The organism is Butyricimonas sp. DFI.6.44 (genome assembly GCF_022132345.1).
GTDB lineage: Bacteria > Bacteroidota > Bacteroidia > Bacteroidales > Marinifilaceae > Butyricimonas > Butyricimonas muris.
The window spans coordinates 1-24,701 of the sequence record NZ_JAKNJD010000004.1 but is presented as its reverse complement, the minus strand read 5'-3'; the positions used below and the strand labels follow the sequence as shown (position 1 = coordinate 24,701).

Here is a 24,701-nt window from a genome sequence, read left to right as displayed (position 1 = left end):
TTGTAAATCTCAAATTGTATTATTCAATTTAAAATTTACAATCTAAAATTTAAAATCAATTAATCTGTTAGCTTGGCTTTCATCGAATCATAGATGAAGTAAAGGATGATCAGAATATACATCACGACCGCCAACATCTCGGCACCGCTCCATGACATGAACCAATCCAGTCCGGCAAATTTCAATATAGCACTGATCACACCCATTAACGCACCTCCGGCAATAAACCCGGAAGCTATCAATGTACCGCGTTCACGACGAGCCTTATTCACGTTCTCGTCCTTACTGCGACTTCCCACGTACCAACTAACGATACCACCGATCAACAACGGGGTATTCAAATCCAACGGGATAAACATACCCAAGGCAAAAGCCAAGGCAGGCACCCCGATCATCGTCAGAATCAATGCCAGAGCAGCACCCGCGAAATACAATAACCACGGGGTTGCGCCACCTTCCATCAATGGTTTGATCACTGCCGCCATCGCGTTTGCCTGCGGGGCAACCAAGGCACCCTCGCCCACGAAACCGTAAGTTTTATTCAATACCATCATCACCCCGGCAATGGTTGCGGCAGAAACAGCCGTTCCCAAGAATTTCCAACCTTCCTGCTTGGCGGGAGTCGTTCCCAGCCAATAACCGATCTTCAAGTCCGTGATAAAACCACCTGCCATAGACAAAGCCGTACAAACCACACCACCGATAATCATGGCAGCCATCATACCACTCGTTCCGCTCAACCCGGCACTTACCAACACCAGAGAACTCAGTATCAATGTCATCAACGTCATTCCCGACACCGGATTGGAACCCACAATAGCAATAGCGTTAGCCGCCACCGTCGTGAACAGGAAAGATATAATAAATACGATCAACGTGGCGATAATCGTGTGCATCAGATTACCTAACACTCCGAATTGGAAAAACACAAAGGTCGCAATCAACACGGAGATAACCCCGGAAAGAATCAATCTCATACTCAAATCCCGTTGCGTGCGCTCCACGCTGCCCTCTATATTCTTCTTACCGCCAAGTTCACTAACCGCCAGACCTAACGCCTGTTTGATAATACCGGAAGAACGGATAATACCAATTACCCCTGCCATAGCGATACCACCGATACCGATATGACGGGCATAATTCGTGAAGATTTGCTCCGGACTCATGTCCCTCAAAAGCATCGAAACTCCCTCTCCTACTGCCAAAGTCTGCCCATCGGCAAAATGGCTGATAAAAGGAATCAACACGAACCACACGGTGAAAGAACCGGCACAGATAATAGCCGCGTACTTCAAACCGATAATATATCCTAAACCGAGTACCGCCGCACCCGTGTTAATTTTGAATACCACTTTCACTTTATCGGCAAGCACTTCGCCCCAACCCATCAAACGGGTAGAGATTCCTTCCGCCCACCAGCCGAAGGTGCTCACGCAAAAATCATACAAACCGCCAATGAGCCCGCTCACCGCCAACAATTTCGCCTGATTACCCTTTTTCTCCCCGGATACCAGTACCTCGGTCGTTGCCGTAGCTTCAGGGAAAGGATATTTCCCGTGCATGTCTTTCACGAAATACTTCCGGAAAGGGATCAACAACAAGATTCCCAAGAAACCTCCGAACAAAGAGGAAAGAAACACTTGATAAAACTGCGCTTCCAACCCGAGAATATACAAGGCCGGCAACGTGAAGATAGCACCCGCCACCACCACACCGGAACTTGCCCCGATAGACTGGATGATCACGTTTTGTCCCAGCATATTCTTCTTACCCATCATATTGCCCACACCAACGGCAATAATAGCGATCGGAATAGCCGCCTCGAACACCTGTCCCACTTTCAGTCCCAAATAAGCGGCTGCCGCGGAAAAAATAATTGCCATGATAATACCGAACGTCACCGAGTAAGGCGTCACCTCCTTGGGATTCGTGTTAGCCGGCATCATTGGCTTGTACTCCTCGCCCGGGGCGAGTTCCCGGTAAGCATTATCCGGGAGTGAATTCATTTGTTTGTTTTCTTCCATTTTTATATGAGTAAATGATTTATTTTTATACTGCCCCCAAAGATAACGATTTTAACTAAAAAACGGGAATTGCAACAACCTTTCTCAAACGATTCCGTATTTTTAACCATAGATATAAACTCAACATCATGAAAATCATGCACTATCTGGAAATACTATCCACAGCAATCAGTGTCATCAGCCTGATCATCGTTGTCTACGGGGCAATCATCGCTTTCTGTGCCTTTTTACGCAATGAAGCCCGAAGAATCACGGGGCAATATTCATTTACCGCAACACGTGAACTCCGGGCTGATTTGGGAACCTATCTTCTTCTGGGACTTGAATTTCTGATCGCTTCCGACATCCTCAAAACCGTGTTGGAACCCGGTCTGAACGAGTTAGCCATTTTGGGCGGGATTGTCGTCCTGCGCACCGTTCTCTCCATCTTCCTCAACAAAGAAATCCGGGAATTGCAAGCACAGAAAGAAACAGACTAATACATTCTTTTTTTCTTTTTCCGCTGCTTCCTGTTCCTATTCGTGAGCCACATGGCACACAGGCAACCGAGAACGTACAGCAAGATAAAAAATATCAATTCCATGACTCATTCATTTTATAACCAGCGAGTAAACCGTTTAATATACCATTGTTTGATCACCTGCGTCAGCACGCAATAGCTCAATAATATCACCACCAGCCACGGGAAATAACTCCAAGGCAGAGGCACCAACCCGATTGCCGCCCCCACGTTCGAAAACGGGAGTATGATACCGACCACCATAATCAAAAGTGTAAGCCCCACCACCGGCCATGACGCCGTACTCTGGATAAAGGGAATCTTACGGGTACGAATCATGTGCACGATCAACGTTTGCGACAACAGCCCCTCGATGAACCACCCGGATTGGAACAAAGCCTGATGTTCCGGTGAATTACATTTGAACACGTACCACATCACCAGATAGGTCGCTATATCAAAGATTGAACTGATAGGACCGATGTAAATCATAAACCGGCTCAAATCGGAAGCATCCCACCGCCGGGGCTTTTGCAGGTACTCCGCATCCAGACGGTCAAAAGGGATCGTGATTTGCGATACGTCATACAATAAATTTTGTACCAACAAATGGATCGGCAACATCGGCAGGAAAGGCAAAAAAGCACTCGCCCCCAGCACGCTGAACATATTCCCGAAATTAGAACTCGCCGTCATCTTGATATACTTCATGATATTGCCGAAAGTCTTGCGTCCCTCGATAACACCATCCTCCAACACCATCAAATCCTTTTCCAGCAAAATAATATCTGCGCTCTCCTTGGCTATATCCACCGCCGTATCCACGGATATACCCACGTCCGATTGCCGCAGGGCAGAAGCATCATTAATCCCGTCACCCAAGAAACCGACCGTGTTATCCTGTTCCTGCAACAAGGTGATAATCCGGGTTTTCTGCATAGGTGTCAATTTAGCAAAGACAGTCACCTCGCCCACCATTCCTTTCAACTCCCCGTCCGTCATCCGCTCGATCTCCTGCCCCGTCAGCGTACGAGTCGTATCCACTCCCACCTGCCGGCAAATCGTCTTCACCACCGCCTCGTTATCTCCCGACAACACCTTCACTTCCACGCCATGCTCATGCAATTGCTTGATAGCACTCGCCGCAGAAGGTTTCGGCGGATCAAGAAACGCCAGATAACCAATCAACACCATTTCCGCCTCGTCATCCACCCCGAACTCCCGTCCTTTCTCGATCCAACTCTTTTGGGCAACGGCAAGTACCCGCATCCCCTCCCGGTTCATCCGTTCGCTGATAGCGTAAGCCTTGGCACGCAACTCGTCGGTCATCCGGTGTACCTCCCCGTCAAACTCGGCAAAAGCACATATATCCAACATCTCCTCCACGGCTCCTTTCGTGATAATCTGACACTTCCCGAGCCTGTCTTCCACCACGACGGACATCCGGCGACGGGTAAAATCAAACGGGATCTCGTCAATCTTCATGTAATTATCTTTCAAGTACTCCATCTGCAACTCCTTCACGTGCGACAAAATAGCCCTATCCATCAGGTTCTTCAATCCCGTCTGGAAATAACTGTTGAAAAAAGCGTGCCTCAACACCCGTTTCCGGTCATCGCTACTCCCGTCCGAGTTTATATACTTTTCCAGCACGATCTGATCCCGTGTCAACGTGCCCGTCTTATCCGTGCATAGAATATTCATGGCGCCGAAATTCTGAATGGCGTTCAAGTTCTTCACGATCGTTTTTTTCCTCGCCATCACCACCGCCCCTTTCGACAAATTAGCGGTAACAATCATCGGCAACATCTCCGGCGTCAGCCCCACCGCCACGGATATGGCGAAAATAAAAGCCTCGAACCAATCCCCTTTCGTCACCCCGTTCACCAGAAACACGAAAGGCACCATCACCAGCATAAACCGAATCAACAAAAAACTCACGTTACTGATTCCCTTGTCAAAAGCAGTCTGCGCCCGTACTCCCACGATACTCTTGGCTATCGTCCCGAGATACGTGTTTTTACCCGTGGCAAACACGACCGCAATAGCCGAACCGCTTACCACGTTCGAACCCATGAAACAAATATTATCCAGCTCCACGACACTCCCGCTCCGGTGCTTGTTGCCCGAAATCACGGTACTCTTCTCCACGGCATCCGACTCTCCCGTCAAGGCTGACTGGCTGACAAACAAATCTTTCGACTCCACGACACGCACGTCGGCAGGAACCATATCTCCCGCCGCCAAGTAGACCACATCCCCCGGCACCAGTTCCGTGATATTCACTTCCTCGCTTTCTTCCCGTCCGTTCCGGTACACGCTGGCAGTATTTTTCACCATCTTTTTCAATGCGTCCGACGCCCTGCTCGATTTCCACTCTTGGCTAAAGCGCAACACGACACTCAACAACACCATCGTCGAAATCACGACCACGCTCGTCCATTCCCGTTCTTCGGGTGCTGCCATCCACACGTCGATCACAAGCGACACGATAGCCAGAGCCATCAACACCCCGATGAAAGGATTTATAAATGCCTTGCAGAACATCACCACCGCCTTTTGCGCCTGTTCATGCACGATCTCGTTTTGCCCGTACTCCTTTTGCCGTTCCTTAATCTCCTCGTCCGTCAACCCTCGGCAGGAAGTCTGAAAATAGGCGTACACCGTTTTCAATGGTTGCGTGGCAGCAAGAAACACCTTCTCCGTATTAAACGCCGCACCTTCTCTTCTATTGTGCTTTCTCCAAATCATAATTGTCTTCTTTTAGAGGGTTATACTTTACACGGACAAAAGTACTCACCCCCTTCACGACAAGCCGTTAGAGAAACATTATAACACCATTAGAAAACCGTTAGAATTCAAACTCTACACGTGCGGCAACTCCACCGTGAAAACAGTTCCCTCCCCTTGCTGGGAATTTACCTGTATCGTCCCCTTGTGCATCGTCACGATCTTACGTGTCAATACCATGCCAATCCCGTTTCCCGGGGCGTAATCCTTGTTACTCCCGCGGTAAAATAAAGAAAATAACTTTTCCCTATCATCCGGCGTCATGCCAATCCCCGTATCCGAGAAACGAATAATAGACATATCCTCCCAAAACGTAATCTGCACGAGTGAAGTCTTATCCCCCGAAAATTTGCAATTATTCTCGATCAGATTCACGAAAGCCGTCCTCAACAAATAGCTATTCCCCAGTACCGTGAGTACCCTGTCATCATCGGCTTCCCCCTCGAAAATCAACTCCACTTTATAATCAGGATTTGCTTTCAACACCATTTCCCGCGCGTCCAGCAGCAATTCATCCAACCGCACGTCCTCCATTTTCACCCGCTCCGGCAAATAATCGGCTCTCGCTAAATTCAACAATCCCTCCGAAAGCCTCACCACCCCTTGGGCATCATTCAGCACGTTGCGTATCGCTTCCCTGTACTCCTCCGGCGCACGGTCTTTCAACAAAGCCAACTCCAACTCGGCAACAAGAGCCGCCATCGGGGTACGCAACTCGTGGGACACATTACTCACGAACATCTTTTGTGCCTCGAAAGACTTTTCCAGTCCATCGAGCATCCGATTGAATGTCACCGCCAACTCCCCCAACTCGTCATTCTCGTACCGTACCGGTACCCGCGTATCCAAATTCGAAGCGGTAATAGCCCGCACCTCTTCCACCATATCCGACACGGGAGTCAGCGCTCCCCGCGCGAGCAAATATCCCACTCCCAACAATATCGCAAGTCCCAGCAATAACATACAAGCCAACATCACGCGCAACGCCTCCCGTTGCGCATAACCGTACCCGTCATAAGCCGCCGCCGTTATAATATACTCCTTTCCCTCGAACTCGTACAACATCCCCACGACTTGATAACGCCCTTGATAAAATTCGATAACTTTATTCCGCGTTATCCTTTCCATCATCTCCGGGGTTTCCTTTACCAAATCAATCTGCTTCGCGTCATGATATAGCAATTGAAAAGAAGTATCATAAACCGCCACTTCCACCTCGTTGATAAACTCCCGGTTATTCAAGTAAATCGACTGCATGGTAACGGCATCCACTTGGTTTTTCAGAAAAAGATTTGCTTTCGTGATTCCCTCACTCTTCAAATCCCGGAAAAACTCCCGGCTTCGGCTTCGTTCCGAGAAAAAATAGATTGCCGACAACAACCCCAGAAAAACAACCGCAGTCACCCCCGTGTACCTCAATGTCAACTTACTCCTGATCTTCATTTCTCTGCCATAAAAATAAAACCCATACCCGGTTTCGTGTGAATCAACTTCACCTCGTAATCCCGGTCTATCTTCTTGCGCAAATAATTAATATACACGTCGATAAAATTCGTTCCCGTGTCAAAACGCGTGTTCCACACCTTATCCGCGATCTCCACCCGGCTCAACACCCGTTCCGGGTTCTCCGCCATATACAACAACAGATTGTACTCCTTGGGTGAAAGCCTTATTTCATCCGTTCCCCTGTACACCGTTTTCGTGCGGAGAGCAATTCTCAAATCGGCGTACACTAACTCTTCCGGGGCAACAGCCTGCACGTCATTACTTCCCCGTTTCAGCAACACCTTTATCCGGGCATCCAACTCCCGGAAATCAAACGGCTTCACCATGTAATCATCCGCCCCCGCATCAAATCCCTCCAACTTATCGTCCGTCTGCCCGAGAGCCGTGAGCATGATAATCGGGACTCCGGCATTCTCCCGGCGCACCTCTTTACAAAACTCGAACCCGTCCATTTTGGGTAAAACCACGTCAGAAATGATTAATTGAAAATCACCCGATTTAAACAACCGGAGAGCCATCTGTCCGTCATAAGCCAACACCACCTGATAGCCGGATTCTTCCAATCCCCTTCTCAACAAATCGGCTACCCGCTGTTCATCTTCTACAACTAATATTCTAACCATAAACAATAACTATTACAATTCTGCCCTTCCCGCGAAGGTATAAAATTAAACGGGTGATTCTTACCTATTTCTAAACACACTTAAAGAAAAGAATCTTATATTTGTGAATAAACCAATCTTTTACAGCTATGAAAATGAAAAATCTGTTTCTCTGTTTCATCATGCTAATTCTCTGTTGTCCCTTGTTACAAGCACAAAAGAATAACACGAAAAAACACAAATACCTCCCCACGGGCTGGTATTATGTCACCGATTCCATCCATGGCGTCGAAGGAAAAATGTACAGAACATTCGAAACCTATTATCTCGACCCGACACCGATTGTCACTCTTGATGACTTCGAGCAAATACGACTCGACACTGTCGGTACGCCACAACTTCTTTTCTCCTTGAAAGCCGATAAAATCCCGGCATGGGCAAAAGCGACCCGTGAATCCATCGGGAAGAAACTCGCTTTTGTTATCACGAATGTCGTGATCAGCGCACCTACCGTCCAAAACGAAATCCAAAGCGGGGCATCCATGGTCGGATATCCCTATTCACTGGAAGAACTTGAATTATTCAAACAGAAACTTAGAAATTATCATGTTTCTATTCCTCACATCATCAGTCACGACGAAAAAGAAGCCCGTGTAGGAGTTTCATATTTTGCTGCCATGTTTTTCATCGACCTCACCCACGAAGAAGGCAAAAAAGTTTTCGACAAAATACAAAAAGCAGAACAAGAAGACACTCCGCTCAGAGTCTTTTTTGAAAATATCGACAAAAAAATAAACACGCCCAAAGGAGAATACACCTCCTCCCGAGGCTATATAGCGAAGGTGGAACCGGCATCTCCTGACGAAACGGCAGAATACAAAAAGAATCGAGCTCAAAGAAGACCTCATTAAGATTCATCTACCGGCATATCGGGCGGAATCGCGAAACACGGATTCCGCCTTTCCTCTCTAATCCAGCGTCTGCACCCCGCCCCCGTTCACGAACAAAACCTGTCCCGTGATCCAACTCGAGATGGGTGCGGCAAAGAAAAGTACGGCACCGGCAATATCGTCTATCTCCCCCAATCGTTTGATCGGCGTGTGTTCCAGCATCTTTTTCTCTATCTCGGGTGTCAGTACCGATTCCAAAGCCCGCGTTTCCACCGCACCCGGACCTACCGCATTAATCCGCACGTCCGGTCCGAAATCCATCGCCAGATTCGCCGTCATGTGATTCAACGCCGCCTTCGACGAGGCGTAGGCACTCATGCCCGGACTCCTGTTGATACTCGCCATGGAAGTAATATTCACGATCGAACCGTAGTCCGCCTGCTTCATGTAAGGCACTGCCAACTGGCACAACCGCCAAGCACTAAAGACATTCACCTTAAATATACGCTCGAAATACTCCTCAGTCACGCGGAAAGGATTCTCTTGCCCGCCCCCGCCGACACCCACGTTGTTCACCAGAATATTCAACTTCCCGAACTCCACGATCGTACGTTGCACCAGATTCATCAAATCCCCGTCCTTCGTCACGTCGCACTTCAATGCCAGCGCTTTACGTCCCATACCTCGTATATCCTCTGCCACGACCTCGGCATCCGCCAAATTCACATCACCGATCACCACGTCGGCTCCCGCTTGGGCTAATATATGTGCGCTCCCGCACCCGATACCGTTGCCGCCACCCGTCACGACAGCCACCATGCCCGTCAAATTCAACATTTTATTCAAATCCATAGTTTTATTTGTTTTATTTTTACACGTTACGCTTTTCACCCCGTCCCGGTTACCTTTAAGCTCAAAAATGTTCATTCAACCCGTTCATTTTATCCTTTCAAAGCAACTTTCCATTATCAAAATACGTTTTCATATCATACATTAACAACAATTCACGGGATATGAATATAGCGATCAGCGGAGCCAGCGGTTTTATTGGCAAACACCTCACGAACTCACTATCAGAAGCGGGGTACGAGATTGTCCCCTTGGACAGGTCATTCTTTCAAGAAAAAAAGTTCGAACAACTGGTACAAACACTTTCACGCTGTGATGTAATTATCAACTTGGCGGGAGCTCCCGTCAATAAACGCTGGAGCGCCTCGTACAAGCAAGAATTACAGGATAGCCGTATCCGGGTGACACGGAGTATTACGAGAGCCTTAAACGCCGCTCCCCGTAAACCCGAATTGATGATCTCGGCATCCGCCGTAGGATATTACCCGACAGAGGGAACACACGACGAATACACGGGCAGACGGGGAAACGGTTTCCTGCCGGAACTTTGCGAGGCGTGGGAACAGGAAGCCCGGCATTGTCCCCCGGCAACAAGGTTGGTCATTACCCGTTTCGGCATCGTCCTTTCACCGGACGGGGGAGCCATGCGGCAGATGTTACTCCCCTTGAAAATGAAACTCGCCGCGGTCATCGCACCGGGGACACAACCTTTCCCGTGGATCAGTATCCATGATTTGTGCCGGGCGATGCAATTCATTATCGGGAATAAATCGATAGAAGGCGTTGTCAATCTCGTGTCACCGGGAAGACTCACGCAACATGCCTTCACCCGTGCCGTGGCAAAAGCCTGCCACACTTGGGGTACTGTGACCATTCCCCGCTTCTGCTTCCGCACGTTGTATGGCGAGGGAGCCGCATTTCTCACCACGGGGCAAGACGTGAAACCCACCCGCTTAACTGAATCCGGGTTCCGCTTCACCGATGCCACGATAGAGCAATTCCTGCGACAAACAGACCACGCCACGATCGGCCAACTCGACTTGTCCCGTTACATGGGACGCTGGTACGAGATCGCCCGCTTTGATCACCTGTTTGAACGAGGGCTTTCCAACGTGACGGCAACCTACACGCTACTCCCCGACGGAAAAGTGCGGGTAGAAAATGCCGGGTACCAAACGGGTAAAAACGGCAACGACCATTTCAAACGTGCCGTCGGACGAGCCAAAATGCCCGATACCACACAACCGGGCAAACTAAAAGTCGCATTCTTCCTCTGGTTCTACGCCGATTATTACATCCTCGAACTGGATAAAGCAGGATACAAATACGCACTCATCGGCAGCAGTTCCGACAAATATTTGTGGATACTCAGCCGAACACCCAGTTTACCCGACGAGATAAAAGAAACATTACTCGCCAATGCCACACACCGCGGGTACGACACAAGCAATCTGTTATGGACAGACCAAAGCAAACACATATCCTAGCACTCCCCCGCAAAGCCAATCAAGCAGGAAAAGATATTTATACTTTTTTCGCATATAATAAAAACGAGGTCACTCGAAAGTAACCTCGTTTTCGCTATAATAATTGTGAATATTATTCGCCGTATTTCATCTCGGCACGACGCTTGTAGCCATCCAGTTTCCACTTGGCATCCTGTTGCGTTTTAGCGAACAGTGCCTCTGCTTCTTCCGGTGCAGCTTTAGCCAACGAGTTGAAACGAACTTCACCCATCAGGAAGTCGCGGAATTTAGAGTAATCCGGTTCCTTGGAATCCAATTGGAACGGGTTCTTACCCTCTTCCTCCAACATCGGGTTGTAACGGTACAACTGCCAGTACCCGCATTCTACAGCCTTCTTCTCCTCAGCTTGGGATTTACCCATGCTTGCTTTCAGACCGTGATTGATACACGGCGCATAAGCGATAATCAAAGACGGTCCGTCATACGCTTCAGCTTCTTTCAACGCTTTCAGGTATTGAGCCTGATTTGCACCCATGGCAACTTGTGCCACGTAAACATAGCCATAAGACATAGCCATAGCACCCAAGTCTTTCTTGCGTACGCGTTTACCGCTGGCAGCAAATTTAGCCACAGCACCCACGGGGGTTGACTTGGATGATTGACCTCCGGTGTTAGAATAAACTTCCGTATCGACAACCAACACATTAACGTTGTGACCGCTTGCCAACACGTGGTCCAAACCACCGTAACCGATATCATAAGCCCAACCGTCACCACCGAATATCCATTGAGATTTCTTCGGGAAGTAAGGTTTCAACGTCATGATCTCTTTAGCGGTAGCGGAAGTTTCTTTTGCCAGAGCGGCAGACATCTTGTCGCTGGTAGCCAAAGTCTTGTCACCATCCTCGTAAGCAGCAATCCACTCGTTGATAGCGGCTTGCGTGTCAGCGGAGAAGGTTGACAAATTCTCTTCCAACAATCTCTTGGCACGGTCGCGCAGGCGATTAGCACCTTCAGCCATACCAAATCCGTATTCCGCGTTATCCTCGAACAGGGAGTTAGCCCAAGCCACACCGCGTCCGGAAACGTAGTTTTTGCAATACGGGGTTGACGGGGCAGAACCACCATAGATAGAAGTACATCCCGTAGCGTTAGCCACCATCATCCGTTCTCCGAATAATTGAGTGATTAACTTGATATAAGGAGTTTCACCACAACCTGCACAAGCCCCGGAGAACTCGAATAACGGTTGTTGGAATTGAGAATTCTTCACGTTGTTAGGCTCAACAACTTGTTTGTAACCAACCTTCTCGTCCATGTACTTGAAACGAGCAATCTCGGCTTCTTGAGATTCAAGCGGCTTCATGATAAGCGCTTTCTCCTTCGCGGGACAAACATCGGCACAGTTACCGCAACCCGTACAGTCTAACGGGGATACTTGAATCTTGAATTTGTAACCGGCAAGTTCTTTACCGATAGCGAGCTTCGTTTCCGTTCCGGCAGGAGCGGCAGCCAACTCTGCATCAGTCAACAAGAACGGACGGATAGCAGCGTGAGGACAAACGTAAGCACATTGATTACACTGAATACAATTGTTTACTTGCCATTCCGGCACGTTGATAGCGATACCGCGTTTCTCGAATTTGGAAGTTCCGGCAGGGAATGAACCGTCTTCACGTCCCACGAAAGCACTCACGGGAAGGTCATCACCCTTTTGAGCGTTCATCACGTCAACCACGTTGCGGATAAATTCCGGACGGTTGGCATCGGGAGCGCAATTTTCATCTTTCAAGTTTTTCCATTCAGCGGGCACGTTCACTTTCACCACGTTGGTATCAATACCTCCGGCATCAACAGCAGCATAGTTCATCTTCACGATAGCCTCTCCTTTTTTGCCGTATGACTTGTCGATAGCTTTCTTCATCTCGTTGACAGCCAAATCATAAGGAATCACGTTCGTGATCTTGAAGAAGGCAGACTGCATGATCGTGTTGGTACGGTTACCCAAACCTAACGCCTGACCAATTTTTGTTCCGTTGATGATATAGAAATTGATTTCGTTTTCTGCCAAATAACGTTTCATGTGATTCGGCAAGTGATTGGCAACCTCGTTCTCATCCCAAAGAGAGTTCAACAAGAAAGAACCGCCTTTCTTCAATCCTTTCAACACATCATACATATGAATATACGCAGGCACATGGCAAGCCACGAAGTCCGGCGTGGTAATCAAATACGTGGAACGGATAGGCTCGTCACCGAAACGCAAGTGAGAAGCGGTGAAACCACCTGACTTCTTGGAGTCGTAAGCGAAATAAGCCTGACAATATTTATTGGTAGCACCACCAATAATCTTGATAGAGTTCTTGTTGGCACCTACCGTACCATCAGAACCCAAACCGTAGAATTTAGCCTCGTACATGGCATCGGAGTTCACTTTCACTTCTGGCTCAACAGGCAAAGAGTGGAAAGTGACATCGTCCACGATACCCATGGTGAAATTATTCTTCGGCTCGTTCATCGCCAAGTTCTTGTAAACACCGATAATTTGTCCCGGGGTTACATCCTTGGAACCTAAACCGTAACGACCGCCAACGATCACCGGGGCATTCTCCTTACCGTAGAACACCTCTTTCACGTCAAGATACAACGGGTCGCCGTTAGCTCCCGGCTCTTTCGTGCGGTCGAGCACAGCGATACGTTTTACAGAAGCGGGTATCGCTTCCATGAAATATTTAGCAGAGAACGGACGATACAAGTGAACGGCAACCATACCCACTTTCTCTCCTTGCGCCACCTTGTAGTCGATCACCTCACGAATCGTTTCAGTTACCGAACCCATGGCAATGATGATGTTCTCGGCATCCTTTGCACCATAGTACACGAACGGGCGATAAGTGCGTCCTGTAATCTTGGACATTTCATCCATATAATGAGCCACTACATCCGGTACTGCATCATAGAATTTATTAGCAGCTTCACGTCCTTGGAAATATACATCCGGGTTTTGAGCCGTACCCTTTGTTTCAGGATGTTCCGAGTTTTGAGCACGGTCACGGAATGCTTGTAAAGCTTCCATATCCACAAGACCGCGGATTTCTTCCATATCAATCTCCTCGATCTTTTGAATCTCGTGAGAAGTACGGAATCCGTCAAAGAAGTTCACGAAAGGAACTCTCGATTTGATAGCGGTCAAATGAGACACGGCAGAAAGATCCATTACCTCTTGTACAGAGCCGGATGCCAACATAGCGAATCCGGTTTGACGAGCAGCGTAAACGTCTGCGTGGTCGCCGAAAATAGAAAGCGCATGAGCGGCCAAAGCACGAGCACTAACGTGGAAAACGCAAGGAAGTAACTCACCCGCGATCTTGTACATGTTCGGGATCATCAACAACAAACCTTGTGATGCCGTGTAAGTCGTGGTCAAAGCACCAGCTTGCAATGAACCGTGAACAGCTCCTGCCGCACCGGCTTCCGATTGCATTTCAACTACACGAACAGTTTCACCGAACAGGTTCTTCCGACCTTTCGCTGCCCACTCGTCAACATACTCTGCCATCGGGGACGACGGAGTAATAGGATAGATACACGATACTTCGCTGAACATGTAAGCTACATGAGCAGCGGCCGCGTTACCATCGCATGTGATAAATTTCTTTTCTTTTGCCATTTTTTTAAACATTAACTAACAATAGTTGATCACTCTATTTATTCTTCATTTTCTCTCAATACACGAAACCGGCAAGCCACAAGGGTATAATATTTTTCTCACCCTTTTCGATCATATCGGTCATCAGAATCACTGAATCCCGGACCCGCCCTTTATCGTCCGACTGCCGCACGGAAACCTCATATTTCCGGTTCACGAGCAAATCCTCGTTTCCGGAATAATGTAATCTCGCCACGGCACACAACTGACTCGCTAAAAAAGTCTTCCGAATCATCAGCGCATCCGTATTATCCAGACAAACCGCATTCAGCAGATTCGGATTATGCAGAAACACCTGATTCGGTTTCAACCCGTTCTCATCATCACTTTCCTTGTCAAACAACAACGTCAACAACCGTGCGTTCTTCATGTAATGCAGGTAGTTCAACACCGTTGCACGGGAAACTCCGATCCGGGCACTCAACTTGCTGATATTTATATTACTGTTACCGTTCGCCACGATATAAAGCAATTGTTTCAGCTTCGTCAAATACTTCAACTCGATCTGATTATTGTACGGGATATCAAACTCCAATGTTAAATTGATATTCTTCAGTAAATAATCAATATGTGATTTCTCCTCCAAATATATGGGATAATAACCATATTTCAAATAGTTATTAAAAAAAGCTAACGGACGAACCTTTTCCAAGATATCGTCCACGATCTCCTCGTGGCGTTCCACGATTTCCTCGAAAGAATAGACCGGGAACTTGTGTCCCGTTTCCAATTCCAAAAACTCCCGGAAAGACAACCCGCTCAAGTTGTACATCTCCACAATGCCTTGAAGGTATTTATTTGACTTTACTCTTAATATGGAAGAAACGGTGAATACAATCTGCAATTCCGGGAAACGGTCGTAAGCCTCGCGTAACTCTTTATCCCAGTTCGGGTACTTGTGTATCTGATCCAACAACAATACCTTCCCCCCGAGTTTGTAAAAACGTTCCGCAAAATTGTACAATCCCTCCATCGCGAAGAATAAATTATTGATATTCACGTACAGGCAAGAGGGATCATCCTTGTAATGCTCTTTGCAAAAATCCAACAGGAAATTAGTCTTACCCACACCCCGGCTTCCCTTTATCGCGATCAATCGGGCACGATTATCTATCGTATCCAACAATCCGCGCCGAATTGCCGACGTTCTTTCTTTCATCAGAATCTTATGCGTGTTACGTAAGCTCTCCATTTTTCTATTCTTTTGCAACGCAAAGGTAATAAAAAAAGCCGGATTTTGTAATCCACATGTTGCAAAACATACAAAAAGCGGGTTAAGTAATCCTTAACCCGCTTTTCTATGTTATATACTATAGAATTTCCCTGAATCCTATTATTTGTCATTCATGGAAATCAGGAACTCTTCGTTCGACCGAGTTTTCTCCAAACGATCTTTCACGAACTGCATAGCTTCCACTGAATTCATATCAGTCAGATAGTTACGCAATATCCAGATCCGGTTCAACGTGTAGTCTTCCAACAACAGATCATCACGACGCGTACTGGAAGCCGTGAGGTCTACAGCCGGGTATATACGACGGTTGGATAACTTGCGATCCAACTGCAACTCCATGTTTCCCGTTCCCTTGAATTCCTCGAAAATCACGTCGTCCATCTTCGAACCGGTATCCGTCAAAGCCGTTGCCAGAATCGTCAAAGAACCACCGTTTTCGATATTACGCGCAGCACCGAAGAAACGTTTCGGCTTGTGCAGGGCGTTGGCATCCACACCACCGGAAAGAACCTTACCGGATGCGGGAGATACTGTATTATAAGCACGCGCCAGACGAGTGATAGAATCCAAAAGGATTACCACGTCATGTCCGCACTCTACCATTCTCTTCGCTTTCTCCAACACGATATTAGCCACTTTCACGTGACGTTCCGCCGGCTCGTCGAAAGTAGAAGCAATCACCTCTGCCTTCACGCTGCGAGCCATATCGGTAACCTCCTCCGGGCGTTCGTCAATCAAAAGGATAATCAGATACACTTCCGGGTGATTAGCTGAAATAGCGTTGGCAATTTCTTTCAACAACATCGTCTTACCCGTCTTGGGCTGAGCCACGATCAATCCGCGCTGACCTTTACCGATCGGGGCAAACATATCCACCACGCGGGTAGAGATAGTTGCACGTCCGCTTCCGGTCAAGTTGAACTTCTCGTTCGGGAAAAGCGGTGTCAAGTGATCGAAAGGAATCCGGTCACGAACAGCATCCGGAGTCCTGCCGTTAATCTTGGAAACTTTAATCAAAGGGAAATACTTCTCTCCTTCTTTCGGGGGACGTACCGTACCCTCGACCGTGTCACCCGTTGCCAAACCGAACAACTTGATCTGACTCTGAGACACGTAAATATCATCCGGTGAATTCAAGTAATTATAATCAGACGATCTCAAGAACCCGTACCCGTCGGGCATGATTTCCAACACCCCGGAATTTAAGATAATCCCCTCGAACTCGTAATATTTATCGCGCTTGTCAAAACGCATTTTATTACTTGCACTTTCTCTTCTGTCTTCATTTTCCGGGGAAGCATTGTCATAGCCTTCATTGCCGTATTCATCTCTGGCAGGCATAAATTCTTTCCCCTCCGACTCCTCAAAGTTCGCCTCGTCTTCATCTTGACGAATGGCATCCTCGTCACGTTCAACGCGTTTGCGTTTAATAAATTTAGGACGTACTCTTTCCCCTTGCTCTTCTTTCGGTTTCTCTCCTGTACTTTCTTCTTTTTTCTCTTCTCCTTGTACAGCAGCTTCCTTATTATCTTGTTTCTTATTTATCCGTTTCTCGAAGAACTTCCGCTCTTGTTTTTGAACAACCGGCTCACGTTTCGCTTCGACAACTTCCTCACTTTTCACCTCGGCTGCTTTTTCCGGCTGTACCTCGGCTTTCTTCTCAACCACAATCCCACTCTCCGTGCGACTCAAGACCAAATCCTGATCCAGAATATCACTATGTACGACATTAATCGGCTGAGCCTCTTCCTTCACCTTCACGCGTTCCTGCTTTTCGGGTTGCTTCTTTTCCTCTTCTTTTGGAGGTTGCTCCTGCTTGTCTTCTACCTTCTTGTTATCCTTATTCTTGTTGAATTTAGGTAGCCCGCCTTTAGAATCTCCCACTTTTTCGGCACCACCTCTTATGACACGCACACGAGGTTTTTTCTCTTTCGCTTCCACCGGAGCCGTTTCCTCTGTAGCCACCATAGCCTGCTGGTCCAGAATTTTGTATATTAATTCTTTCTTTTTATAGGATTCAATCCTTTTAACATTCAGTTCCTTTGCTATTTGACGCAATTCTGAAAGTAACTTTTCATTCAGTTCTAAAATATCATACATAGAGTATCGTTATATTTGGATTATTTCTTTTTCAGTAAGTAAAAATCACTCGGCATGAACCAAGTGGAAATGTAAACTGCGACAAATTTATAAAGAATTCTTCTTACTCACAAATTGTTAGTAAAAAAAATTATTTAATATATTTCATATAAATAACCTTCTTGGTCTCAAAAAATTCTTCTTCAAAAAAATCCGGGATATTATACACGGTAATCCGCTCCCTAAAATCCTGTATTTCTTCCTCGAAATCTCCCCCTTTCAAATAAATAATCCCGTTAGGGAGATCATTGAAACTCTCCTTCAAAAGACGTTTTCTCGTCAACGCCACGAACGCCGGGAAAGCTGTCACCGCACGACTGACAATAAAATCAAACTTCTCGCTCATACTCTCCACCCGCACCTGCTCTGCCGTCACATTCTTTAATCCTAATGCAACGGCAACCTCGTTGACCACTTTTATCTTTTTCCCGATAGAATCCACCAAATGGAAATGAACCTCCGGAAATAAAATAGCCAAAGGAATGCCCGGGAAGCCTCCTCCGGTACCGACATCCAGCACCCGCGTTCCGGGCTTGAATGAAATCACTTTCGCGATAGCCAAAGAGTGCAACACGTGATGAATCTCCAGCGCATCAATATCCTTCCTCGAAACCACGTTGATTTTCTCGTTCCACTCCCGGTAGAGTCCTTCCAACCGGTTAAACTGTTTTATCTGTATCTCGTTCAGTCCGGTAAAATACTTCTCAATCATTCCTATTATTTCTATTATATATCGGTAATACCAGCAAACAAATCACCCCGACTACGATGTATAAAAGCGTCATCGTGCCGTGCGTCAGCAAAGCGAAAGTCTTCGTCATACTCTCGATTCCCTCCGTGTGCGGCAAATAAATCATCAAGGCGGCAATCACCATGAAATGCCATGCTCCCACGCCTCCCTGCACCGGGGCAACCATCCCGTAACTCGAAAGCACGAAAACAGTCAATCCCACCAAGGGACCTAACCCGGATGTAAATTTGAAACAGAAGAAACAAACATACAACATCAAGTAATACATCAACCAAATGAAAATCGTATATCCTATAAACAACCATTTATGATCGACATCTTTCACGGTCAGCAAACCTTCTTTCAATCCCGTCATAAAATGATGCAACCGGGTAAAGAAAGAGCCTTTTCTCAAAAACCAGATAAACCCGATCAACCCCAGCACCAACAGCACCAATATTCCCCATGTCACGGGAGAAGAAAACATCCCGTATAACTTTTCTTTAATATCCTCATTATTATCGAGGAATATCCCGACCTGTTTAAACTGGGTCACCACGACAATCAACGTGAGCAACAACAACATGATCATATCGAAAACCCGCTCGGTCACCACCGTTCCCAGCAATTTTGAAAAAGGCACATTCTCGTATTTACTCACCACCCCGCACCGGGTAAGCTCTCCCATGCGCGGTATCGCCAAATTGGCAAAGTAACCGATCATCACCCCCATGAAACTATTCATGAACGATATTTTATACCCCATTGATTTTGTAAGCATCTGCCAACGCAAAGAACGACTTATATGACTAAGCATTCCCAACCCGATAGCAACCCAAATCCACGTGTAATTCACATCTTCTCGCAACGCCTTCATCAACTCGGCAGGATCCTGATCCCGGTACACGAGCCAAAATAAAACGACCGTCACGCACAAGAATGCAAAAAATTTTATAATCTGTTTATAAAACGGCTTCATTCAAAAAATTTAGTCAAGATTGACATTCCAATAATTTTCACAACTCAAAATAAAACCTTTATTTTGTAAGCTGGATGCAAAAGTAAATAAATAATTGGAAGTTTAACCCATAACACCCTGATTTCATTCTATGAGTATTGTTCGTGCAAAAAAACATCTGGGACAACATTTTCTGAAAGACCAGAATATAGCCCGTAAAATCACGGAAAGTTTATTACCCGTAACCAAAGGGGTACTAGAAATAGGTCCGGGTATGGGGGTACTCACTCGCCACCTGTTCGCCGATGCCGACTTCACCGTGTTGGCAATCGACATCGACCGAGAATCCATCGACTATCTACACGAGGAATTGCCCGAACACAAACAGCAAATCATATACGGCGACTTTCTGAAATCGGATATTCGGACTTTCTACCAAGAACCGTTTTCCGTGATCGGGAATTTGCCTTATAACATATCTTCTCAAATCTTTTTCAAAATTCTCGAGAACCGGGAACTTATCCCCCAAGTGGTATGCATGATCCAAAAAGAAGTGGCGGAACGTATCAGTGCCCCCCACGGCAATAAAACATACGGCATACTCAGCGTATTCCTGCAAACATTCTACGACATTGAATACCTGTTCACCGTGGGGGAACAAGTGTTCGACCCGCCTCCAAAAGTAAAATCGGCCGTTATTCGACTGATTCGCAATAAAAGGGAAAAACTGGATTGTGACGAGAGGCTATTTTTCAATGTCGTGAAAACCGGGTTTAACCAACGCCGCAAAACCTTACGCAACTCGTTAAAACCGATAATTTCACCCGATTTCACGTCAGAAAGATTATCTTTGCGTCCGGAACAGCTTAGCGTGGATGACTTTATTGTTCTATGCAAAGAAATTGAAACGTTTAATAATTTAAAAGCCTCTGAAAAATAGGCTTTTAAACTTCTAAATACAGTAGAATATGCAACAGTTTGAACTCTCTGAAGAATTTGTTTCCCATTTGGAGAAACTCATTCAAGCCAATAACAAGGAAGACGTCGCCAAACTGGTAGAACCGTTACACCCGGCAGATATTGCAGAAATTATAGAGGAACTGGACACCGAAGAAGCCCAATACCTGTTTCTACTGTTAGATGAAGAGAAAGCCGGAGACGTACTCGCCGAGATCGAGGAAGACGAACGGCAACGCTTCATTGATTCGTTCCCTCCCGAGGTAATCGCGAAACGTTTCGTTGACAACATGGACTCGGATGATGCAGCCGACCTTGTCGGTAGTATGCCCAACGAGCAGCAACAAGAAGTACTTTCCCACATGGAAGACCTTGAACAAGCCGGCGACATCGTGGACTTGTTGCATTATGACGAGGACTCTGCCGGCGGACTTATGGGAAAAGAGCTTGTCAAAGTCAACGAAAACTGGACCGTCCTTACCTGCCTGCGCGAACTCAGTCGGCAAGCCGAAAATCTGGACGAAATATTCTACATATACGTGGTGGATGATGACAACATCCTCAAGGGAAGATTATCTTTAAAGAAAATGATCCTGACCCCCACCTCCACGAAAATAAAAAATATCTATAACCCGGACGTCACTTACGTGACGACAGACGAATCCGCCGAATCAGTGGGACGCATCATGCAGAAATACGACTTGGTCGCCATTCCCGTTGTCGACTCCATCGGACGATTAGTAGGACGTATCACGATTGACGACGTGGTAGACGTCATCCGCGAGGAAGCCGAAAAAGATTACCAGATGATGTCCGGTATCAGTCAGGACGTGGAATCTTCCGACACGGTTTGGGATCAAACCAAAGCCCGTCTTCCGTGGTTAATTATCGGGCTATTCGGGGGAATGTTAGCGGCATACATGATCTCTTTCTACGAGGCGGATATCGCCCTATTTCCTGCCACGGCAATGTTTATTCCCGTCATTACCGCCATGGGCGGAAACGTGGGTATACAATCCTCGGCTATCGTGGTAAAGGGACTTGCCTCCAATTCATTCAACACGAAAAATATCTTTCAAAGTATCACGAAAGAAATATCGTGTGCCACTATCAACGCCTGTATCTGCTCCTCGATCATCTTCATATTATCCCTCTTTTTCAACTTGAACTCCTACGCGATGCCAATCACGGTAACCATATCCTTATTCATCGTGATCATGTTCGCATCCATATTCGGAACCGCGTTTCCTCTATTGCTCAACAAAATGAAAATCGACCCCGCGCTGGCAACCGGACCGTTTATCACACTGACAAATGATATTATCGGACTGAACATCTACCTTTTCACCGGAAAAGCCATTCTGGGGTGGCTAATGTGACGATTCCACAACGCTCGAATTTGGCAGCTAATAATTACGGAAAAAATTGTTTAATTAAAAGAGTGTTGCTAACTTGCGGCGTTTTTTAGACAAGAAAGCTATTATTAAATCATAAGAATAGAATAAAATAAATTACTATGTATCAGGGAATAAAAACAGTGTCATTTGACGAGGCTGTAAAAGTAGTAAAATCCAACGATCGGATTCACATTCACAGCGTGGCTTGTGCCCCCCAAGGTCTAATTCAAGCACTTTGCAAAAGAGGTCGTGCCGGCGAATTAAAAAACGTGAGAATACAACACCTGCACACCGAGGGTAGCGCCCCTTACGCGGAGGGAGAATTCGAGGGTGTATTCTGTTTGGAGTCTTATTTCGTGGGCGGTAACGTGCGTAAACCCACCCAAGAAGGATACGCTGATTATGTACCTGTTCACTTGAGCGAAACTCAAAAATTAATCAGAAGCGGCATTCACCCGGTGGATGTTGTTATGATTCAAGTTTGTCCTCCCGACAAACACGGCTTTGTATCCATGGGTACCTCCGTGGACGCCACGTTAGCCGCCGTACAGAATGCGAAAACGGTTATTGGCGTCATCAACCCGAATGTTCCCAGAGCATGGGGAGATGCCATCATCAGATTATCTGACATTGACATCTTCTGCGAAGACAACACTCCGCTAATCGAGGCTCACCCGTCAGTTTTAACCGAGCAAGATATCGCTATCGGTAAAAACGTGGCTACCCTAATCGAGGACGGGGCTACCCTGCAAATGGGTATCGGTGCCATTCCGAACGCAGTACTTTCACAATTGGGAAACCACAAAAACTTGGGTATCCACACGGAGATGTTCGCAGACGGAGTATTACCGTTATACGAAAAAGGCGTTGTAAACAACATGAACAAGAAATTCGATAAAGGTAAAATCGTTTCAACCTTCCTCATGGGATCAAAACGAGTGTACGACTTTATTGATGACAACCCGGGAGTTGCCATGATGGACGTAGGCTACACGAATGATCCGTTCATCATTGCTCAACAACCGAAAATGACGGCTATTAACTCTGCACTTTCCGTTGACATCACCGGACAAGTAAATGCCGATTCACTCGGAACCAAATTCTACAGCGGTAGCGGCGGCCAGTTGGATTTCATCCGCGGTGCGGCAGCCAGCGAAGGTGGTAAACCTATCATTGCCCTTCCCGCCGTAACCAACAAAGGTGTTAGCAAAATCTGCCCGACACTGTTGAATGGAGCCGGAGTCGTTACCACTCGTTTCGACGTACACTACATCGTAACGGAATTCGGTATTGCGGACCTTTACGGAAAAACACTCCAAGACAGAGCGAAAGCACTTATAAACATCGCTCACCCGGATCACAGAGAGTCGCTTGACAAAGCAGCATTCGAAAGATTTGGTAGTCACTACCACTTCATTTCAAAATAAGAACAATAAAGAGGAAGCCGGTTGCTTCCTCTTTTTTTTATTACTACATTTGTGTGACACAAATAAACTGGCAACCTCTATGATGGATTGGAATAAATTATTATCGTCAAGACGCTATCAACCGGGAAACACGATCACGATGTTTCATTCACACGATCGTTCACAATTTCAAAGAGATTACGATCGTTTGATATTCTCATCCCCCTTTCGCCGTTTACAAAACAAGACACAAGTATTTCCCCTCCCGGGAAATATATTCGTGCACAACCGTTTGACTCATAGTCTTGAAGTTGCCAGCGTGGGACGTTCACTAGGTAATAAGATAGCTCAATTTGTCAAAACCAAAGAAATTCTGGAACACCCGGAAATACTGGAAGAAATCGGAACAATCGTGAGTACGGCATGTCTCGCCCACGATTTAGGAAATCCGCCTTTCGGACATTCGGGCGAAGAAGCCATATCTTATTTTTTCATCGAAGGCGAAGGACAATACCTCAAAAAACTATTGACTGACGAAGAATGGGCTGACATCAGTCACTTTGAAGGAAATGCAAACGCATTCCGTCTATTGACTCACAGTTTCAACGGAAGACGCCCGGGGGGATATACCATGACTTTCACCACCCTCGCTTCCATCGTTAAATATCCTTTTGAATCCAAAGCCTCCCTCAAGGGACATAAATACGGTTTCTTCCAAAGTGAAAAGGAAATTTACAAAGAAGTAGCCGAAGAACTCGGAATTATCCAATTAAGCGAAAAACCGCTGCAATACGTCCGCCATCCATTAGTCTATCTCGTGGAAGCCGCGGATGATATTTGTTATCAAATCATGGATATCGAAGATTCCCACAAACTGAAAATCCTATCGTATGAAGAGACAACAAAAATTCTACTCAATTTCTACGATAAAGAAGCAGACAAAGAAGACTTGAAAACCATTGCGCGTACCTTCAAAATTGTAACGGACAAGAATGAATATATCGCCTTCTTACGAGCCGGGATCATCAATAAATTAATCAACGCCTGTGCCGACATCTTTTGCCAGAACTACGAGGCAATCATGAACGGTACATTCAAGGGCAGCTTAATAAGCCATCTTAGTGGTACTAACAAAATAGCTTACGAAGCTTGTACGGAAGTGGCATATTCTCGGATTTATCACACGAACATCGTCACCCAAATACAGATTGCCGGTTTCAAAATACTCGCGACCATACTAAAAGAATACATTGATGCCGTTCTAAAACCGGAAACTTATTATGCCCGCAATATCCTTTCCGTTATGCCAGAACAATACAAAGTACATAAAGACGACTCCATATACACGAAAATACAAACCGTAACGGATTACGTTTCCGGTATGACAGACTCCTATGCCTTAAACCTATATCGAAAAATAAAAGGCATAGAACTACCCGAAATCAGGTAAAAACAATTGAAAATAGAGAAATATCTTCCGAAGCAAGATAGTATTCCAGCTCCTCCTCTGTTTATAGAGGAGGTGGCACGAAGTGCCGGAGGAGT

General features: G+C 46.5%; 17 protein-coding genes. 7 read left to right on the top strand and 10 right to left on the bottom strand.

The window, feature by feature from the left end; genetic code table 11:
* Nucleotides 1-59 precede the first annotated feature (59 nt).
* Nucleotides 60-2,024 (bottom strand): OPT family oligopeptide transporter, encoded by a 1,965-nt coding sequence (locus L0M98_RS06795; RefSeq protein WP_186977972.1) that lies wholly within the window; start codon nucleotides 2,022-2,024, stop codon nucleotides 60-62.
* 128 nt (nucleotides 2,025-2,152) lie between these two features.
* Between L0M98_RS06795 and L0M98_RS06790 the strand changes: the two genes are divergently transcribed.
* On the top strand, nucleotides 2,153-2,503 hold the full coding sequence (locus tag L0M98_RS06790; protein WP_186977974.1) for a DUF1622 domain-containing protein: 351 nt from the start codon (nucleotides 2,153-2,155) through the stop codon (nucleotides 2,501-2,503).
* Nucleotides 2,504-2,619: 116 nt separating this feature from the next.
* Here the strand turns inward: L0M98_RS06790 and mgtA are convergent, their stop codons facing one another.
* The 3 genes from mgtA to L0M98_RS06775 form a co-directional block, all read right to left on the bottom strand.
* Nucleotides 2,620-5,274 carry a magnesium-translocating P-type ATPase gene (gene mgtA, locus L0M98_RS06785; protein WP_099290066.1) on the bottom strand — a complete coding sequence of 885 codons (2,655 nt, stop codon included), beginning with the start codon at nucleotides 5,272-5,274 and terminating at the stop codon, nucleotides 2,620-2,622.
* A 114-nt stretch (nucleotides 5,275-5,388) separates the two neighbouring features.
* Complete coding sequence (locus L0M98_RS06780) at nucleotides 5,389-6,756, bottom strand: sensor histidine kinase (protein ID WP_099290065.1); 1,368 nt, start codon at nucleotides 6,754-6,756, stop codon at nucleotides 5,389-5,391.
* On the bottom strand, nucleotides 6,753-7,442 hold the full coding sequence (locus L0M98_RS06775) for a response regulator transcription factor (protein WP_186977980.1): 690 nt from the start codon (nucleotides 7,440-7,442) through the stop codon (nucleotides 6,753-6,755). The genes L0M98_RS06780 and L0M98_RS06775 overlap by 4 nt, the downstream gene beginning before the upstream one ends.
* 128 nt (nucleotides 7,443-7,570) lie before the next feature.
* On the opposite strand from L0M98_RS06775, the gene L0M98_RS06770 reads away from it, so the two are divergent.
* Nucleotides 7,571-8,332 carry a SecDF P1 head subdomain-containing protein gene (locus tag L0M98_RS06770; protein ID WP_227215455.1) on the top strand — a complete coding sequence of 254 codons (762 nt, stop codon included), beginning with the start codon at nucleotides 7,571-7,573 and terminating at the stop codon, nucleotides 8,330-8,332.
* A gap of 57 nt (nucleotides 8,333-8,389) precedes the next feature.
* On the opposite strand, the gene L0M98_RS06765 is transcribed toward L0M98_RS06770, so the two are convergent.
* Nucleotides 8,390-9,163, bottom strand: a complete 774-nt coding sequence (locus L0M98_RS06765) for a glucose 1-dehydrogenase (protein ID WP_227215456.1) — start codon at nucleotides 9,161-9,163, stop codon at nucleotides 8,390-8,392.
* Between the two features lie 161 nt (nucleotides 9,164-9,324).
* On the opposite strand from L0M98_RS06765, the gene L0M98_RS06760 reads away from it, so the two are divergent.
* A complete protein-coding gene (locus L0M98_RS06760) occupies nucleotides 9,325-10,647 on the top strand; it encodes a TIGR01777 family oxidoreductase (protein WP_227215457.1) in 1,323 nt (440 codons plus the stop codon).
* A 112-nt stretch (nucleotides 10,648-10,759) separates the two neighbouring features.
* Here L0M98_RS06760 and nifJ read toward each other — a convergent pair whose 3' ends face one another.
* The 5 genes from nifJ to L0M98_RS06735 all read right to left on the bottom strand — a co-directional run bounded on the left by nifJ (nucleotide 10,760) and on the right by L0M98_RS06735 (nucleotide 19,417).
* Nucleotides 10,760-14,296, bottom strand: coding sequence for a pyruvate:ferredoxin (flavodoxin) oxidoreductase (gene nifJ, locus L0M98_RS06755; RefSeq protein WP_227215458.1), 3,537 nt, complete (start codon nucleotides 14,294-14,296; stop codon nucleotides 10,760-10,762).
* A gap of 55 nt (nucleotides 14,297-14,351) precedes the next feature.
* A complete protein-coding gene (locus L0M98_RS06750) occupies nucleotides 14,352-15,527 on the bottom strand; it encodes an AAA family ATPase (RefSeq protein ID WP_099290061.1) in 1,176 nt (391 codons plus the stop codon).
* A gap of 141 nt (nucleotides 15,528-15,668) precedes the next feature.
* Entirely contained in the window at nucleotides 15,669-17,669 is a 2,001-nt protein-coding gene (rho, locus tag L0M98_RS06745; protein ID WP_227215459.1) for a transcription termination factor Rho, read from the bottom strand.
* A 130-nt stretch (nucleotides 17,670-17,799) separates the two neighbouring features.
* Nucleotides 17,800-18,426, bottom strand: a complete 627-nt coding sequence (gene rsmG, locus L0M98_RS06740; RefSeq protein WP_227215470.1) for a 16S rRNA (guanine(527)-N(7))-methyltransferase RsmG — start codon at nucleotides 18,424-18,426, stop codon at nucleotides 17,800-17,802.
* Nucleotides 18,413-19,417: a lysylphosphatidylglycerol synthase transmembrane domain-containing protein gene (locus L0M98_RS06735; RefSeq protein WP_186977992.1), complete on the bottom strand. Its 1,005-nt coding sequence runs from the start codon at nucleotides 19,415-19,417 to the stop codon at nucleotides 18,413-18,415. Before L0M98_RS06735 ends, rsmG begins: the two co-directional genes overlap by 14 nt.
* 130 nt (nucleotides 19,418-19,547) lie before the next feature.
* On the opposite strand from L0M98_RS06735, the gene rsmA reads away from it, so the two are divergent.
* The 4 genes from rsmA to L0M98_RS06715 all read left to right on the top strand — a co-directional run bounded on the left by rsmA (nucleotide 19,548) and on the right by L0M98_RS06715 (nucleotide 24,606).
* On the top strand, nucleotides 19,548-20,336 hold the full coding sequence (gene rsmA / locus L0M98_RS06730; RefSeq protein WP_227215460.1) for a 16S rRNA (adenine(1518)-N(6)/adenine(1519)-N(6))-dimethyltransferase RsmA: 789 nt from the start codon (nucleotides 19,548-19,550) through the stop codon (nucleotides 20,334-20,336).
* Between the two features lie 28 nt (nucleotides 20,337-20,364).
* Complete coding sequence (gene mgtE, locus L0M98_RS06725; RefSeq protein WP_099290056.1) at nucleotides 20,365-21,732, top strand: magnesium transporter; 1,368 nt, start codon at nucleotides 20,365-20,367, stop codon at nucleotides 21,730-21,732.
* Between the two features lie 137 nt (nucleotides 21,733-21,869).
* Complete coding sequence (locus L0M98_RS06720; protein WP_099290055.1) at nucleotides 21,870-23,177, top strand: acetyl-CoA hydrolase/transferase family protein; 1,308 nt, start codon at nucleotides 21,870-21,872, stop codon at nucleotides 23,175-23,177.
* Nucleotides 23,178-23,256: 79 nt separating this feature from the next.
* Nucleotides 23,257-24,606 carry a deoxyguanosinetriphosphate triphosphohydrolase gene (locus L0M98_RS06715; RefSeq protein WP_099290054.1) on the top strand — a complete coding sequence of 450 codons (1,350 nt, stop codon included), beginning with the start codon at nucleotides 23,257-23,259 and terminating at the stop codon, nucleotides 24,604-24,606.
* Nucleotides 24,607-24,701: the final 95 nt, after the last annotated feature.

What these genes read in the sequence shown, in the direction of transcription:
- L0M98_RS06795 (WP_186977972.1), bottom strand. Translation starts at nt 2,024, where the DNA reads ATGGAAGAAAACAAACAAATGAATTCACTCCCGGATAATGCTTACCGG.
- L0M98_RS06790 (WP_186977974.1), top strand. Translation starts at nt 2,153, where the DNA reads ATGAAAATCATGCACTATCTGGAAATACTATCCACAGCAATCAGTGTC.
- mgtA (WP_099290066.1), bottom strand. Translation starts at nt 5,274, where the DNA reads ATGATTTGGAGAAAGCACAATAGAAGAGAAGGTGCGGCGTTTAATACG.
- L0M98_RS06780 (WP_099290065.1), bottom strand. Translation starts at nt 6,756, where the DNA reads ATGAAGATCAGGAGTAAGTTGACATTGAGGTACACGGGGGTGACTGCG.
- L0M98_RS06775 (WP_186977980.1), bottom strand. Translation starts at nt 7,442, where the DNA reads ATGGTTAGAATATTAGTTGTAGAAGATGAACAGCGGGTAGCCGATTTG.
- L0M98_RS06770 (WP_227215455.1), top strand. Translation starts at nt 7,571, where the DNA reads ATGAAAATGAAAAATCTGTTTCTCTGTTTCATCATGCTAATTCTCTGT.
- L0M98_RS06765 (WP_227215456.1), bottom strand. Translation starts at nt 9,163, where the DNA reads ATGGATTTGAATAAAATGTTGAATTTGACGGGCATGGTGGCTGTCGTG.
- L0M98_RS06760 (WP_227215457.1), top strand. Translation starts at nt 9,325, where the DNA reads ATGAATATAGCGATCAGCGGAGCCAGCGGTTTTATTGGCAAACACCTC.
- nifJ (WP_227215458.1), bottom strand. Translation starts at nt 14,296, where the DNA reads ATGGCAAAAGAAAAGAAATTTATCACATGCGATGGTAACGCGGCCGCT.
- L0M98_RS06750 (WP_099290061.1), bottom strand. Translation starts at nt 15,527, where the DNA reads ATGGAGAGCTTACGTAACACGCATAAGATTCTGATGAAAGAAAGAACG.
- rho (WP_227215459.1), bottom strand. Translation starts at nt 17,669, where the DNA reads ATGTATGATATTTTAGAACTGAATGAAAAGTTACTTTCAGAATTGCGT.
- L0M98_RS06735 (WP_186977992.1), bottom strand. Translation starts at nt 19,417, where the DNA reads ATGAAGCCGTTTTATAAACAGATTATAAAATTTTTTGCATTCTTGTGC.
- rsmA (WP_227215460.1), top strand. Translation starts at nt 19,548, where the DNA reads ATGAGTATTGTTCGTGCAAAAAAACATCTGGGACAACATTTTCTGAAA.
- mgtE (WP_099290056.1), top strand. Translation starts at nt 20,365, where the DNA reads ATGCAACAGTTTGAACTCTCTGAAGAATTTGTTTCCCATTTGGAGAAA.
- L0M98_RS06720 (WP_099290055.1), top strand. Translation starts at nt 21,870, where the DNA reads ATGTATCAGGGAATAAAAACAGTGTCATTTGACGAGGCTGTAAAAGTA.
- L0M98_RS06715 (WP_099290054.1), top strand. Translation starts at nt 23,257, where the DNA reads ATGATGGATTGGAATAAATTATTATCGTCAAGACGCTATCAACCGGGA.